Raw genomic sequence first — 14,083 nt, forward strand, 5'->3', positions numbered from 1 at the left:
CACGCTCGTCTACCTCAGTTTCAGGGTTGCAAGGCCGATCAGCACCAGAATCACGGTGATGATCCAGAAACGGACAATCACCCGTGGCTCAGGCCAACCCTTGAGTTCAAAGTGGTGGTGGATCGGTGCCATGCGGAACACGCGCTTGCCGGTCAGCTTGAAAGAAGCGACCTGGATCACCACCGACAGGGTTTCCATCACGAAGATGCCCCCCATGATGAACAGCACGATTTCCTGGCGCACGATCACGGCGATGGTGCCCAGCGCAGCGCCCAGCGCCAGCGCGCCGACGTCACCCATGAACACCTGGGCCGGATACGTGTTGAACCACAGGAAGCCCAGGCCGGCGCCGATCAGCGCGCCGCAGAACACGATGAGCTCACCCGAGCCCGGCACATAAGGAATGAGCAAATACTCAGCGAACTTCACGTTACCCGACAGGTAACAGAAGATGCCCAGCGCACCGCCGACCATCACCGTCGGCATGATCGCCAAGCCATCGAGACCATCGGTCAGGTTGACCGCATTGCTCGAGCCGACGATGACGAAGTAGGTGAGGACGACGAAGCCGATGCCCAGCGGGATGGTGACGTCCTTTAGGAACGGTACGATCAGGGTGGTTTCGACTGTGGTCGGGGCCGTCTGGTACAGGAAGATCGCCGCCGTCAGGCCGAACACCGACTGCCAGAAGTACTTCCAGCGGCTAGGCAGGCCGCGCGAGTTCTTTTCGATCACCTTGCGGTAATCGTCGACCCATCCGATGGCGCCGAACAGCAGCGTGACGATCAGTACCGTCCACACATAGCGGTTCGACAGGTCGGCCCACAGCAAGGTGCTGATGCCGATGGCGGACAGGATCAAGGCACCACCCATGGTTGGCGTGCCGGATTTGGACAAGTGCGATTGCGGGCCGTCATTACGGACGGCCTGACCGATCTGGCGGATCTGCAGGGTACGGATCATCCACGGGCCCAGCCACAGCGCCAGCGACAACGCGGTCAGTACGCCAAGGATCCCGCGCAGGGACAGGTACTGGAAGACCGCGAAGCCTTTGTGGAACTGTTGCAGATACTCAGCCAACAGCAGCAGCATTAATGTTTCTCCCCGCTGGCACCGCACAATGCAGCCACGACGTTTTCCATCGCAGCGCTGCGCGAGCCCTTGATCAAGATAGTGGTGTTGCTGGCAGTTTCGGCACGAACGGCCTCGATCAGCTCAGCTTGAGTTGCGAAATGACGGCCATTGGCGCCGAACGCCTTGACCGCATGTGTCATGTTGGTACCCACTGCATACAGGGCATCGACCTTACCGCGCGCGTAATCGCCCACCTGACGGTGGCCTTCTTCCGCCCACTGCCCCAGCTCGCCGATATCCCCCAGCACCAGAACGGTGCGACCGGAAAAGCCGGCGAGTATATCAATGGCCGCGCACATCGAGGTGGGATTTGCGTTGTAACTGTCATCAATCACGCGCACGCCACTCGGGGCGATTTGCGCCACGGTACGGCCCTTGACCGGCTGCATGGCGTTCAGGCCGGCGGCAATACCGCTCAGGCTCAGACCAACGGCATGGGCGGCGGCGGCGGCGGCCAAGGCGTTGCTGACGTTATGCTCACCGAGCACATTGAGCTGCACGGCCACCGATGCGCCGGCGCCATGCAGTGTGAACGACGGGCAACCCCGCGCGTCGCGCCCGATGTCGGTGGCATGGAAGTCGGCGCGGGCGTCGCTGCGGGCAAAACTGATGACCTTGTGGGCAGCCGCGCGCGCCTTCCAGATGGCAAAGGCCTTGTCATCCAGGTTGAGGATGGCCGTGCCACCCTCGCCCAGCCCTTCGAGAATCTCGCCCTTGGCTTCAACGATCTTCTCTGGCCCGCCGAACTCGCCGACGTGGGCAGTACCGGCGTTGTTGATGATGACCACCTGGGGTTGGGTGAGGCCCACGGTATAGCGGATCTCGCCAATGCGCGAGGCGCCCAGCTCAATGACGGCGGCGCTGTGCTGCGGGGCAATCTCCAGCAGGGTCAGCGGTGCTCCCAGGTCGTTGTTCAGGTTGCCACGGGTGGCATGAACAGGGCCACGGGTACGCAGGATGCAGGCAAGCATCTCTTTGACCGTGGTCTTGCCGCTGGAGCCGGTAATCGCTACCACAGGTTTGTCGTAGCCGGCACGGTTCAGCGCACCGAGCTGGCCGAGGGCCAGACGGCTGTCGGCAACCACCAGTTGCGGCAGGTCGACATTGGCCACTTCACGCTCCACCAGCGCTGCTACAGCGCCCTTGGCCTGCACATCGGCCAGGTAGTCATGGCCATCGAAACGCGGCCCCGCCAAGGCGACGAACAACTCCCCGGCGCCGACGCTGCGGCTGTCGATGCTGACACCGCTAAAGCTGGCATCTGCGCCGACCAGGCGAGCGCTCAGTGCTGCGGTCAGTTGGCTGAGTGTCATGGGCTTAAGCATGTGGAGCCTCCCAGGCTGCAAGTGCCTTTTCGGCTTCGACCAGGTCGGAGAAGTCATGGCGCTGGCCATTGATTTCCTGGTAATCCTCGTGCCCCTTGCCCGCCAGGACGATGACGTCCGAGGCGGCAGCAGAAGCGATCAGGTGTGCAATGGCCTCGCCACGGCCGGCGATGAACTCGACGTCGGCGGGCCGGGCAAAACCAGGACGAATGTCGTTGAAGATGGCCTGCGGATCTTCGGTACGGGGGTTATCGTCAGTGACCAGTACACGATCAGCCAGGCGCTCGGCCACCTCGGCCATCAGCGGACGCTTGCCACGATCGCGATCGCCGCCACAACCGAACAGGCACAGCAACTGGCCGTGGGCGTGCGGGCGCAAGGCCTGGAGTACTTTTTCCAGAGCGTCAGGAGTGTGCGCGTAGTCGACCACCACCAACGGCTTCTCACCACCGCCAAGGCGCTGCATGCGGCCCACCGGGCCCTGCAATTGCGGGGTGACCTTGAGGATTTCATCCAGCGAATAATCCAGAGCCATCAGAGTGGCCACGGCCGCGAGCATGTTGCTCAAGTTGAAGCGGCCCAGCAGCTGACTGCGCAAGGTGCGCTCACCCTGGGCAGTGACGATGATGGCGCGTACGCCATCGTCATCGAATTTGGCTTCACGGCAATACAAGGAAGCGTCAGAGTTTTCCAGGCTATAGCTGAGCAACCGGGTCTCGATATGATCGACACTCGGACGACGGGCAAAATCAGCCGCCAGGCGACGCCCGAATCCGTCATCCAGGTTGACCACCTGGCAACGCAGGCCAGGCCAGGCGAAAAGCTTGGCCTTCGCGGCCTCATAGGCCTCCATGCTGCCGTGATAGTCCAGATGATCACGGGACAGGTTGGTCATCACCGCGATATCGAATTCCAGTGCAGCAACACGACCCTGCTCCAGGGCGTGCGAGGACACTTCCATTGCCACGGCCTTGGCGCCGGCCTTTTTCAGGTCGTACAAAGTCGACTGCACTGCAATCGGGTCTGGCGTGGTCAGCCGGCCGCTCTGCAACTCACCATGAAACCCGGTACCCAGGGTACCGATAAGGCCGCACCGCTGGCCAAGCGCATCAAGCGCCTGGGCCACCAGTTGAGTGACGCTGGTCTTGCCGTTGGTGCCGGTAACTCCGACCAGGTTCAACTGACGGCTCGGCTCGCCATAGAAGCGGCCGGCAATATCCGACAGCTGGGCGATCAGGCCTTTGACCGGGATCAGCGGCACATCGGTGATCGGCAGCACATGGGTGCCCTGCTGTTCGTAAGCGACTGCGGCGGCACCACGGGCCAGCGCGTCGCTGATATGGTCACGGCCATCGACCTTGGCCCCCGGCACGGCCAGGAACAGGTCACCTGCGCGCACAGCACGGCTGTCCAGGGTCAGCTCACGGATCAGCGGGTCGCGACTGGCATGGGCGAAAAGCTTGCTCAATGGCATTGTCATCATCCACGCCCTCCCTTGGCGGGTACTGCATTGACTTGTTGCGGGTCGGCAGGCGGTGGCAGGTTGTCTGGCGGTACATTCATCAGCCGCAGGGTGCCCGACATGACGTTGCTGAACACCGGCGCCGATACCAGGCCACCGAAATAACCGCCTTTCCTCGGCTCGTCGATGACCACGACAATGGCATAACGCGGGTCGCTCATCGGGCCGAAGCCGGCGAACAGCGAGCGGTAGGCGTTTTCGGTGTAGCCCTTGGAGCCCACCGTAGCTTTACGCGCGGTACCGGACTTGCCGGCCACGTGATAGAACGGCACCTGGGCGCGGAACACCCCGCGCGGCGCCTCGATCACTTGCTGCAACATGCCTTGCACGGTTTCGGCGGTGTCCTTTGGAATGGCCTGGACTGCCTCGGGCGTTTTGTCGACCTTGAGGATCGACAGCGGCACCATCTTGCCGTCGTTGGCCAGTGCCGCGTAGGCATGCACCAGCTGCAGGGCGGTAACCGAGACGCCGTAGCCATAGGACAAGGTCGCGGTTTCGGCCTTGCGCCACTCACGATGGTTGGGCAGGTTGCCAACGCGCTCGCCCGGGAACCCAAGACCGGTGTACTGGCCAAGGCCGACCTGGGACATGACCCGGTAGATGGCTTCGCCGCCGATATCGAAGGCGATCTTGCTCATGCCGACGTTACTGGAGTTGATCAGGATGCCGGTCAGGTCGAGGATCGGGCCCTCGCTCCTGGACACGTCCTTGATGGTGTAACGCCCGATCTGCAGGCTGCCCGGGTACACCTCGACCTTGTCGGTGGGCTTCCAGCGCCCGCTCTCCAATGCGGCGCTCATGGAGATCGGTTTGACCGTGGAGCCTGGCTCGAACACGTCAATGATCGCCCGGTTACGCATCGCCGCCGGGAACATGGTGCGGCGGTTGTTCGGGTTGTAGGTCGGCTGGTTGACCATTGCCAGGACCTCACCGGTCTTGACGTCCATGATTACCAGGCTGCCGGCCTTGGCGTCCTGTTCGGCGATCGCGTTACGCAGCTCGCGAGTGGCCAGGTACTGCAGGCGCAGGTCGATGGACAACGCCAAGGTCTTGCCGGCCTTGGCGTTCTTGGTTACCTGAATGTCCTTGATCAAGCGGCCGCGCCGGTCCTTGATCACTTGCCGCTTGCCGGGCACCCCGGCCAGCCACTCATCGTAGGCCAGCTCCACCCCTTCGCGGCCATGGTCGTCCAGGTCGGTGAAACCGACCATGTGCGCGGTGACATCACCGGCGGGATAGAAACGGCGGAATTCTTCAAGACCATAAACACCCGGCACTTTCAGGTCCAGCACATGCTGCCCCTGCTCAGGGGTCAGGCCGCGGACCAGGTAGATGAATTCTTTGCTGGCCTGCTGGGTGAGGCGCTCGCTCAGTTGTTGGGCGTTTTGCCCCAATGCAGCAGCCAGTTGCGGCCAGCGCTCCTTGGAGGCCTGCATTTCCTTGGGGTTGGCCCACAAGGTGGTGACAGGCGTACTGACGGCCAGAGGCTCACCATTGCGATCGGTAATCAGACCACGGTGTGCCGGAATAGGGATATGACGCAGGCTGCGGGCATCGCCCTGGCCCTTGAGGAAGTCACGGTCGACCACCTGCAGGTCGATGATGCGCCAGCAGATGGCGCCGACCATCAACGCCAGCAAGCCGATCACCACGCGGAAGCGCCAGGGGTAGAGCGCGCCTTCGAGCTTCATCATGGCGCCACCATCCGTACTTCGTCGGCGGCAGGCACGTGCATCTTCAGCTGCTCGGAAGCCAGGTTCTCGATGCGGCTGGCAGCGGTCCAGGTGCTTTGTTCGAGGATCAGCCGACCCCACTCGGCCTGGGCCTTGTCGCGCTCATTCAACTCGCCGTACAGGGTGTTGAGCAACTGGCGATTCCAGTGGGCGCTGTACGATACGGCAATCGCCGAAACAAGCACGCCAACGAACAGCAGAAGCATCAGGAAGCTTCCGCCTGGCAAAGGCTTGGCAAATAGCCGGCTCACCGAAGCTTCTCCGCCACCCGCATCACGGCGCTGCGCGACCGCGGGTTTGCCTTGAGCTCGGCTTCGGAAGCAAACTGGGCCTTGCCGATCAGACGGATTTTCGGCTCGAAGACCTTGTGCTGAACCGGCAGGTTGCGCGGCAGGTTGTCGGCTTCACCCTTGACCAGTTTGCGCATGAACAGCTTGACGATGCGGTCTTCCAGCGAGTGGAAGCTGATCACCGCCAGACGGCCGCCGACTTCCAGCGCATCGAGTGCGGCCTCAAGGCCGTCCTCAAGATCGCCCAGCTCGTTGTTGACATGAATGCGCAGGCCCTGGAAGGCACGGGTAGCCGGGTTCTTACCCTTTTCCCAGGCAGGATTGGCGACCTTGAGCACTTCGGCCAGGTCTGCAGTTCGGGTGAACGGCTGTTTTTCACGGCGCTCTACCACGGCACGCGCCATGCGCCCGGCAAAACGCTCCTCGCCGTACTCTTTGAAAACGCGGGCAATTTCCTCAACCGGCGCCGTGGCGATGAACTCGGCAGCGCTGATGCCCTGGTCGGGGTTCATGCGCATGTCCAGCGGGCCATCATTGAGGAAACTGAAACCGCGCTCGGGGTCGTCCAGCTGGGGCGAGGATACGCCCAGATCAAGCAGGATACCGCTGACCTTGCCAGCCAGGCCGCGCTCGGCCACTTCAGTGCCCAGCTCGGCAAAACTGCGCTGCACAATGACAAAGCGGCCGTCTTCGGCCGCCAGCGCTTGCCCCGTGGCAATCGCTTGAGGATCTTTATCAAAGCCCAGCAGCCGCCCTTGCGGCCCGAGCTTGCTTAGGATCAGACGGCTGTGCCCGCCGCGGCCGAAGGTGCCGTCGAGATAGCAACCGTCGGCGCGCAGGGCCAATGCCTCGACAGCTTCGTCGAGCAGGACGGTGATGTGGTTGAAGCCGCTATCTATGGTCACAGGATCAGGTCACGTAAATCGTCGGGCATGGCGCCCGGTTGTTGGATAGCTGCAAGGTCGGCTGCCGAAACTGCGTTCCAGGCATCCTCATCCCACAGCTGGAATTTGTTCAACTGCCCCACCAGCATCGCCTTCTTGTCCAGCTTGGCGTACTCCCGCAGGCGGGGCGGTACCAGGAAACGGCCACTGCCGTCGAGCTCCAGGTCAACCGCATTACCGATCAGCAAACGCTGCAGGCGGCGGTTTTCCTCACGCAACGACGGCAAGGCACGCAACTTGGCTTCAATCTGTTCCCACTCATCGAGGGGATAAACACACAAGCAGGGGTCGACGGCGTCTATGGTCACGATCAGCTGACCATTGCAACGCGAATCGAGCTCGTCACGGTACCGGCTCGGCATGGCGAGACGTCCCTTGGCATCGAGGCTGACGGCGTTGGCTCCGCGGAACACGGCTGCGATTCCCCACAATGGTAGCTTTTTTGTGCCAGAAAACCCACTTCATCCCACTTTCTGCCACTTGCGCACACTATAGGAATCCGTCCGCTGCACCGTCAAGGCGCGTTCATAGGGAAAACCCTTACAGGACCGAGATTTAGCTCAATAAAGGAAGAAGGAAGGAGTACTGGAGGTAAAAAAAATCGTGAAAAATCAAACCCGCCCAAACGGATACCGCTTGAACTTAAAGTAATTTATTAAGAGTAAGATCTTTTCGGTATTACAAACGCGCTCTGCTGTCGATCAAGCAGAAGGGAGAAGGGGTGGAGAGTCGATCTGTAAGCCGGGTTTTGTCGAGGACAGTCATTCCTCTACGACGGCCATCACTGGACGCCTCTAGCAACCTACCCGGTTCCGACGCGGGCCACGCCTGATGGAACCCTATTTGGTCTTGCTCCGAGTGGGGTTTACCTAGCCACGAACTGTTGCCAGACGTGCGGTGCGCTCTTACCGCACCTTTTCACCCTTACCGGCACCGAAGTGCTTAGGCGGTTATTTTCTGTGGCACTTTCCGTAGGCTCGCGCCTCCCAGGCGTTACCTGGCACTCTGCCCTATGGAGCCCGGACTTTCCTCCCCCCGCCGTTACGCAACAAAAGTTGCGGAACAAAAGCAGGCAGCGACTGTCCGATCGACTCTCCGGCGCCAAGGTTAACGGCAGCTGCGCTCAAGAACAAGCAATACCGCAATTATATCAAATTGCCACTACTGAGCTTTCTGCTTTTCCAGTGCTACCTGATACAACAGGTTCTTGCGTACGCCGGTAATCTCAGCCGCCAAGGCCGCTGCACGCTTGAGCGGCAACTCGGCCAGCAGCAGGTCCAGCACACGCTGCGCTTCGACACTGATCGCCGCCTCACCCTGCGGCGCACTCCAGCCACCGACCAACACTACGCACTCGCCGCGCTGCTGGTTACTGTCACCCGCCACGAACTCGCGCAACTCCCCGAGCGGCAAACCTTTGAGGGTCTCGAAGGTTTTGGTCAGCTCACGCGCGAGCAACGCCGGGCGCTCGGCACCGAACACCAGCTCCATATCCTCCAGACACTCAAGAATACGATGAGGCGCTTCATAGAAAATCAACGTTCGCGGCTCCTCTTTCACCTGTTCGAGCCGGGCACGGCGGCCGGCGCTCTTGGCGGGGAGGAAACCCTCGAAAATGAACCGATCGGAGGGCAGCCCGGCCGCCGAAAGCGCGGCAATCAGCGCGCAGGCGCCAGGCACAGGCACCACATCGACGCCCGCGGCTCGCGCCTGACGCACCAAGTGGTAGCCAGGATCGGAAATCAACGGCGTACCGGCATCGGAGACCAGCGCCACATCTTCACCGGCCATCAGCTTGGTGATGAAACGCCCGCCTTCGTCCCGTTCATTGTGCTCGTGACAGGCTGCCAGCGGCGTATCGATACCGAAATGCTGCAGCAGGCGGATGGAGTGCCGGGTGTCCTCGGCGGCGATCAAGGCGACATTAGCCAGCACCTTCAATGCCCTGGCGCTCATGTCGTCGAGGTTGCCAATGGGGGTTGCGACCACATACAGCGTCCCCACGGTGGATTTCGAAGCCCCTGCCACATCAGTCACTGCGCACACCTGCCTTTCGGATCAAAGGCGCCATTGTAGCCCGAGCGCCGGTAACAGGGCGCAAAGAACTTCACCTGCAGCCACCTCAAGTACACCTATAGTGAAGGTTCCCGTTCAGCAACATCGCGCCCCGGCCAACGCTTGGGTACAATTGCCGGCCAACTTGATCGAGTAACAGGACCTTTACATGATCGCTTGCCTGCGGCTGCTCACAGCCCTCTGCCTCGCTGCCCTGCTGGCAGCCTGCGCCAGCTCGCCCTCATCCAGCCTCGGAGAGCTGCCACGCACGCCGGACGCCAGCATCGAGCAGCTGCTCGAAAAAGCGGCGGCCAGCACGTCTGCCGAAGATGCCGCCCTGCTGCGCCTGAGCGCTGCCGACCTGGCCTACAAGCAGAAGGACTACCCGCGCGCCGCACGCATTCTCGAGCAGGTCCCCATGGATACGCTCAAGCCCGCCCAACAGATCTTCGCCGCCACACTTGGCGCCGAACTGGCCATGAGCCGCAACCAGCCCAAAGCCGCCCTTAGCGCCCTCTCGCACACCAGCCTGCAGCACCTCGCCCAATTGCCGGCAGAGCAGCAAGTGCGCACCTATGGCGTCCACGCCGCCGCTCTTGAAGCCGACGGTCAGGCCCTGGCCGCAGCACAACAGCGCGTAATGCTGACCCCGCTGCTCAGCGGCCAGGCTGCCAGCGCCAACAATGACGCGATCTGGGCCTTGGTCGCCTCGCTGCCGGCAGAGCAACTGCAGCAGCCAGCTGACAACCAGACCCTGGCCGGCTGGACGAGCCTGGCCTTGGCCGTAAAAAGCGCCGGCACTCTGGAGCAGCAGCAGGCCGCCATCGAAACCTGGCGCAAACAGCACCCCGACCACCCCGCAGCACAGCAGCTGCCATCGGCCTTGGTCAAGCTCAAGGAACTGGCAAGCCAACCGCTGACCAAGATCGGCCTGCTGCTGCCCCAGGAAGGCCCGCTCGCCGGTGTTGCCCGTGCCCTGCGTGACGGCTTCATGGCCGCGCACTTCCAGGCCCAGCAAGCCGGCCAGCAAGCGCCGGCCGTACAGGTATACGACAGCTCACGCATCGGCTCGCTGGACGACTTCTATCGTCAGGCCCAGGCCGATGGCGTACAACTGGTAGTCGGCCCGCTGGAAAAAGCGCTGGTAAAAAAACTGGCCGCCAATGCGCAGCTGCCTATCACGACTCTCGCCCTGAATTACGCCGACGCCGGTCAGAACGCCCCGCCACAACTGTTCCAGTTCGGCCTGGCGGCCGAAGACGAAGCCCGCGAAGTCTCGCGCCGCGCCCGCGCCGACGGCATGGTTCGCGCGGTGGCCCTGGTGCCGAGCGGTGAATGGGGCGACCGCGTGCTTGCCGCGTTCCGCCAGGACTGGGAAGGCAATGGCGGCACCATCATCGCCGCGGAACGCATCGCCCAGCCGGTCGCCCTGGCCCAGCAGATCGCCAACCTGTTCCAGCTGCGCCAGAGCGAAGGCCGCGCACAGAGCCTGCAGAGCACCGTGGGCGGCACCATTGCCGCACAACCATCGCGTCGCCAGGACATCGACTTCATCTTCCTCGCCTCGACCCCGCAACAGGCGCAGCAGATCAAACCGACCCTGAACTTCCAGTACGCTGGCGACGTTCCGGTCTACGCCACCTCGAACCTCTACAGCGCCAGCGGTGACGTCAACCAGTACAACGACATGAACGGCATTCGTTTCTGCGAAACCCCGTGGCTGCTCGACACCACCAACAACCTGCGCCAGCAGGTGGTTCAGCAGTGGCCACAAGCCGCTGGCAGTCTCGGCCGCCTGTATGCCATGGGTGTAGACGCCTATAGCCTGGCGCCTCGCCTGGGTCAGCTCAAAGCATTGCCGGACAACCGTGTACAGGGCCTTTCCGGCAGCCTGAGCATGAGCGCCAGCCAGCGCATCGAGCGCCAGCTGCCGTGGGCTGAATTCTCTGGCGGCCAGGTCAAGCGCCTGCCCGATACCATCCGCTGATGCCCCAAGCATCACCAACCAGCGCCGGCCATGCCGCAGAAAATCAAGCCCTTGAATTTCTTCAAGGGCAAGGCCTGCGACTGCTGACGCGCAATTGGCGATGCAAAGGCGGCGAGCTTGATCTGGTCATGCTCGACACCGATACAGTAGTATTCGTCGAAGTCCGCTATCGGTTGCACGCGGGCTTCGGTGGCGCCCTTGGCAGTATCGACGGGCGCAAGCAGAAGCGACTGGTGCATGCCGCCAGCCTTTTTCTGCTGAAGGAGTCATGCTGGGCCAATCACCCTTGCCGCTTCGATGTTGTCGCCTTGCAGGGTAGCCACCACGCAGGCAGGCCGCTTCAATGGCTGAAAAACGCCTTCGAATGCTGAACCCACTCCCCTTTTTATGCTCTATGTTTCGCGGGCTGGTCCCTGTTGCGCGTAGCAAAGGCCACCGCCCCACTTAAGGTCACCAGATGGACATGCAATCCCGAATTCGCCGGCTGTTCCAGGCCAGCATCGATACCAAGCAACAGGCAATGGACATCCTGGCACCGCACATCGAGCAGGCCAGCCTGGTCATGGTCAATGCGCTACTCAACGAGGGCAAGATGCTCGCCTGCGGCAATGGCGGCTCGGCCGGCGACGCCCAGCATTTCTCTTCGGAGCTGCTAAACCGCTTTGAGCGTGAGCGCCCGAGCCTGCCGGCAATCGCACTGACCACCGACAGCTCGACACTGACCTCGATTGCCAATGACTACAGCTACAACGAAATCTTTTCCAAGCAGATTCGCGCCCTGGGCCAGCCCGGCGACGTCCTGCTGGCGATTTCGACCAGCGGCAACTCGGCAAACGTGATTCAAGCGATCCAGGCGGCACATGATCGCGAAATGATTGTCGTAGCATTGACCGGGCGTGACGGTGGCGGCATGGCTTCGCTGCTGCTGCCCGAGGACGTGGAGATCCGCGTACCCTCGACGGTCACTGCACGCATCCAGGAAGTCCACCTGCTGGCGATCCACTGCCTGTGTGATCTGATCGACAGCCAACTGTTCGGGAGTGAAGAATGATCCCCAAGCGCCTCGGCCTGATGGCCCTGACCCTGTGCCTGAGCGTCACCGGCTGCAGCTCGGTACTGACCTCGACCCGAAATTCGCCGATCGAGGATGATCGCGGCACTCGCACCATCGGCAGCAAGATCGACGACTCGCTGATCGAAACCAAGGCTGCTGTAAACATCTCCAAGGCCAATCCTGATCTGGACAAGGGTTCGCACATCGTCGTCAGCAGCTACAACGGCATTGTCCTGCTCGCCGGCCAAACCCCGCGCGCCGACCTCAAGAGCCTGGCCGAGCAGACTGCCAGCCAGGTGCAGCGTGTCAAGCGGGTGCATAACGAGCTGCAGGTTATGCAACCCTCCTCCATCCTTGCACGCAATAACGACGCCTGGCTGACCACCAAGATCAAGACCCAGATGCTCACCGACAATGCCGTGCCCAGCTCGCGCATCAAGGTGATCACCGAGAACGGTATCGTCTACCTGCTCGGCCTGGTTACCCAGCAGGAGGCAAACTCTGCCACTGCCGTGGTACAGGGCGTGTCGGGCGTGCAAAAGATCGTCAAGCTGTTCGAGTACATCGACTGATACCCTTGCCTGTACCAGCCCTTGCACGCTGGTACAGGTAACCTAATGGCTCCACCTTCGGAACTTCAGGAAACACCGTATGAAAAAGCTTCTGCTGCCCGCCCTGCTGATCGGCGCCTTCGCCACCCTGGCCGGCTGCTCCACACCTAGCCTGATTACCCTGAACGACGGTCGCGAGTTCCAGACCGTTGACGAGCCGAAGTTCGATCAGGATTCAGGCTTCTACGAATTCCAGCAGCTCGACGGTAAACAGACCCGCGTTAACCGTGACCAGATTCGCACCATCAGCGACCTGTAACCACCACCGTGCATCAAAGAAAAAGGCGATCCAAACGGATCGCCTTTTTGTTACTTGACCACCTTCAGGCTCGGCCGACCAGTCGGACGCGGCGGCTGACCACCCCCTTCCGGCGGGCCATCGTCATCCGGCTCAACCCCCTCCTCTTCCAGCTCTTCACCTTCCATCAACGGAGGCTCCAGCTCGAAGACCATGCCTTGACCGTTCTCGCGAGCATAAATACCCAGAATCGCGCCGACTGGCACGAACAACGAATGGGCAATGCCACCGAAGCGCCCCTCGAAGCTCACCGCGTCGTTGTCCATGTGCAGGCTGCGCACGGCACTCGGGGAAATGTTCAGGACGATCTGGCCGTCACTGGCGAAACCTTGCGGCACCTGGACTGCCGGATATTCGGCGTTGACCAGCATATGGGGCGTGCAATCGTTGTCGACGATCCACTCGTACAGTGCTCGAACCAGATAGGGGCGACTGGAGTTCATCAACGGCTCCTTAAAGCTTGCGCATTTCACGTTCAACGGAAGACAGGCTCGCCAGGAAAGGCTCGCGGGCGAACTGTCGCTCCATGTAATCCAGCAGCGGCTTTGCTTGCCGCGGCAACTCGATACCCAGTACCGGCAAACGCCAGAGTATGGGCAATAGACAACAATCGACCAGGCTTTGCTCATCGCTCATGAAACAAGCGAACTCGTTGAACAATGGCGAGACGCCCGTCAGGCTCTCACGCAGCGCCTTGCGGGCCTCGGCACGGGCGGCATCACTGCTGCGCGAGTCGAGCACGGTATCGGCCAGCGTGCACCAGTCACGCTGAATGCGATGCATCAACAAGCGGGTGTTACCACGCGCCACCGGATACACCGGCATCAGAGGCGGATGCGGATAACGCTCCTCGAGGTACTCCATCACCACGGTCGATTCATACAACGCAAGATCGCGATCGACCAGGGTCGGCACGCTGCCGTAAGGGTTCACTTCACCCAGCTTGTGTGGCAGACGACCGGGATCGACGTCGATGATCTGCACGCTGACACCTTTCTCGGCGAGAACCAGGCGTACCCGATGAGAATAATGGTCAGCGGGATCGGAATAGCAGGCTAACCTGATGGTCGCGCCCATGTAGCGCCTCCTCGCATGGGGATGCTTGTGAAACTGCAAATGCAAACGCGCCC

The 14,083-nt window shown here is 61.7% G+C and carries 15 protein-coding genes and 1 other RNA gene; 5 read left to right on the forward strand and 11 right to left on the reverse strand.

Annotation, left to right across the window (positions count from 1 at the left end; genetic code table 11):
* Positions 1–9 precede the first annotated feature (9 nt).
* From mraY to rsmI, 9 genes are all read right to left on the reverse strand, one after another.
* The gene (gene mraY, locus ACW4TB_RS17190) at positions 10–1,092 is read right to left on the reverse strand and encodes a phospho-N-acetylmuramoyl-pentapeptide-transferase (protein WP_012312865.1); all 1,083 of its coding nucleotides are present in this window, start codon (positions 1,090–1,092) and stop codon (positions 10–12) included.
* Positions 1,092–2,459, reverse strand: a complete 1,368-nt coding sequence (locus ACW4TB_RS17195) for a UDP-N-acetylmuramoyl-tripeptide--D-alanyl-D-alanine ligase (RefSeq protein ID WP_012312864.1) — start codon at positions 2,457–2,459, stop codon at positions 1,092–1,094. The genes mraY and ACW4TB_RS17195 overlap by 1 nt, the downstream gene beginning before the upstream one ends.
* Positions 2,452–3,942: a UDP-N-acetylmuramoyl-L-alanyl-D-glutamate--2,6-diaminopimelate ligase gene (gene murE / locus ACW4TB_RS17200; protein ID WP_012312863.1), complete on the reverse strand. Its 1,491-nt coding sequence runs from the start codon at positions 3,940–3,942 to the stop codon at positions 2,452–2,454. Before murE ends, ACW4TB_RS17195 begins: the two co-directional genes overlap by 8 nt.
* Positions 3,939–5,675 (reverse strand): peptidoglycan D,D-transpeptidase FtsI family protein, encoded by a 1,737-nt coding sequence (locus ACW4TB_RS17205; protein WP_455843028.1) that lies wholly within the window; start codon positions 5,673–5,675, stop codon positions 3,939–3,941. The genes murE and ACW4TB_RS17205 overlap by 4 nt, the downstream gene beginning before the upstream one ends.
* Positions 5,672–5,965 carry a cell division protein FtsL gene (gene ftsL / locus ACW4TB_RS17210; RefSeq protein ID WP_012312861.1) on the reverse strand — a complete coding sequence of 98 codons (294 nt, stop codon included), beginning with the start codon at positions 5,963–5,965 and terminating at the stop codon, positions 5,672–5,674. Before ftsL ends, ACW4TB_RS17205 begins: the two co-directional genes overlap by 4 nt.
* Positions 5,962–6,903 carry a 16S rRNA (cytosine(1402)-N(4))-methyltransferase RsmH gene (gene rsmH / locus ACW4TB_RS17215; protein ID WP_279931940.1) on the reverse strand — a complete coding sequence of 314 codons (942 nt, stop codon included), beginning with the start codon at positions 6,901–6,903 and terminating at the stop codon, positions 5,962–5,964. Before rsmH ends, ftsL begins: the two co-directional genes overlap by 4 nt.
* A 2-nt stretch (positions 6,904–6,905) precedes the next feature.
* The gene (gene mraZ / locus ACW4TB_RS17220; RefSeq protein WP_011535546.1) at positions 6,906–7,361 is read right to left on the reverse strand and encodes a division/cell wall cluster transcriptional repressor MraZ; all 456 of its coding nucleotides are present in this window, start codon (positions 7,359–7,361) and stop codon (positions 6,906–6,908) included.
* Positions 7,362–7,669: 308 nt separating this feature from the next.
* An RNA gene (gene rnpB, locus ACW4TB_RS17225) (RNase P RNA component class A) lies at positions 7,670–8,043 on the reverse strand.
* A 66-nt stretch (positions 8,044–8,109) separates the two neighbouring features.
* Complete coding sequence (rsmI, locus tag ACW4TB_RS17230; RefSeq protein ID WP_455843036.1) at positions 8,110–8,976, reverse strand: 16S rRNA (cytidine(1402)-2'-O)-methyltransferase; 867 nt, start codon at positions 8,974–8,976, stop codon at positions 8,110–8,112.
* 196 nt (positions 8,977–9,172) lie between these two features.
* On the opposite strand from rsmI, the gene ACW4TB_RS17235 reads away from it, so the two are divergent.
* The 5 genes from ACW4TB_RS17235 to ACW4TB_RS17255 all read left to right on the forward strand — a co-directional run bounded on the left by ACW4TB_RS17235 (position 9,173) and on the right by ACW4TB_RS17255 (position 12,914).
* Positions 9,173–10,990: a penicillin-binding protein activator gene (locus tag ACW4TB_RS17235; RefSeq protein ID WP_012312858.1), complete on the forward strand. Its 1,818-nt coding sequence runs from the start codon at positions 9,173–9,175 to the stop codon at positions 10,988–10,990.
* The gene (locus tag ACW4TB_RS17240) at positions 10,990–11,361 is read left to right on the forward strand and encodes a YraN family protein (RefSeq protein ID WP_012312857.1); all 372 of its coding nucleotides are present in this window, start codon (positions 10,990–10,992) and stop codon (positions 11,359–11,361) included. Before ACW4TB_RS17235 ends, ACW4TB_RS17240 begins: the two co-directional genes overlap by 1 nt.
* A 92-nt stretch (positions 11,362–11,453) precedes the next feature.
* Complete coding sequence (locus ACW4TB_RS17245; RefSeq protein WP_455843037.1) at positions 11,454–12,041, forward strand: phosphoheptose isomerase; 588 nt, start codon at positions 11,454–11,456, stop codon at positions 12,039–12,041.
* Positions 12,038–12,616 (forward strand): BON domain-containing protein, encoded by a 579-nt coding sequence (locus tag ACW4TB_RS17250; protein ID WP_012312856.1) that lies wholly within the window; start codon positions 12,038–12,040, stop codon positions 12,614–12,616. The genes ACW4TB_RS17245 and ACW4TB_RS17250 overlap by 4 nt, the downstream gene beginning before the upstream one ends.
* A gap of 79 nt (positions 12,617–12,695) precedes the next feature.
* Entirely contained in the window at positions 12,696–12,914 is a 219-nt protein-coding gene (locus tag ACW4TB_RS17255; protein WP_012312855.1) for a YgdI/YgdR family lipoprotein, read from the forward strand.
* Between the two features lie 50 nt (positions 12,915–12,964).
* Here ACW4TB_RS17255 and ACW4TB_RS17260 read toward each other — a convergent pair whose 3' ends face one another.
* Positions 12,965–13,396: a ClpXP protease specificity-enhancing factor gene (locus ACW4TB_RS17260; protein ID WP_012312854.1), complete on the reverse strand. Its 432-nt coding sequence runs from the start codon at positions 13,394–13,396 to the stop codon at positions 12,965–12,967.
* 10 nt (positions 13,397–13,406) lie between these two features.
* Positions 13,407–14,030 carry a glutathione S-transferase N-terminal domain-containing protein gene (locus ACW4TB_RS17265; RefSeq protein ID WP_012312853.1) on the reverse strand — a complete coding sequence of 208 codons (624 nt, stop codon included), beginning with the start codon at positions 14,028–14,030 and terminating at the stop codon, positions 13,407–13,409.
* Positions 14,031–14,083: the final 53 nt, after the last annotated feature.

This window comes from Lelliottia jeotgali (assembly GCF_977070485.1).

What these genes read in the sequence shown, in the direction of transcription:
- mraY (WP_012312865.1), bottom strand. Translation starts at nt 1,092, where the DNA reads ATGCTGCTGCTGTTGGCTGAGTATCTGCAACAGTTCCACAAAGGCTTC.
- ACW4TB_RS17205 (WP_455843028.1), bottom strand. Translation starts at nt 5,675, where the DNA reads ATGATGAAGCTCGAAGGCGCGCTCTACCCCTGGCGCTTCCGCGTGGTG.
- ACW4TB_RS17195 (WP_012312864.1), bottom strand. Translation starts at nt 2,459, where the DNA reads ATGCTTAAGCCCATGACACTCAGCCAACTGACCGCAGCACTGAGCGCT.
- ACW4TB_RS17255 (WP_012312855.1), top strand. Translation starts at nt 12,696, where the DNA reads ATGAAAAAGCTTCTGCTGCCCGCCCTGCTGATCGGCGCCTTCGCCACC.
- ACW4TB_RS17265 (WP_012312853.1), bottom strand. Translation starts at nt 14,030, where the DNA reads ATGGGCGCGACCATCAGGTTAGCCTGCTATTCCGATCCCGCTGACCAT.
- ACW4TB_RS17245 (WP_455843037.1), top strand. Translation starts at nt 11,454, where the DNA reads ATGCAATCCCGAATTCGCCGGCTGTTCCAGGCCAGCATCGATACCAAG.
- ACW4TB_RS17235 (WP_012312858.1), top strand. Translation starts at nt 9,173, where the DNA reads ATGATCGCTTGCCTGCGGCTGCTCACAGCCCTCTGCCTCGCTGCCCTG.
- ACW4TB_RS17240 (WP_012312857.1), top strand. Translation starts at nt 10,990, where the DNA reads ATGCCCCAAGCATCACCAACCAGCGCCGGCCATGCCGCAGAAAATCAA.
- ACW4TB_RS17250 (WP_012312856.1), top strand. Translation starts at nt 12,038, where the DNA reads ATGATCCCCAAGCGCCTCGGCCTGATGGCCCTGACCCTGTGCCTGAGC.
- ACW4TB_RS17260 (WP_012312854.1), bottom strand. Translation starts at nt 13,396, where the DNA reads ATGAACTCCAGTCGCCCCTATCTGGTTCGAGCACTGTACGAGTGGATC.
- murE (WP_012312863.1), bottom strand. Translation starts at nt 3,942, where the DNA reads ATGATGACAATGCCATTGAGCAAGCTTTTCGCCCATGCCAGTCGCGAC.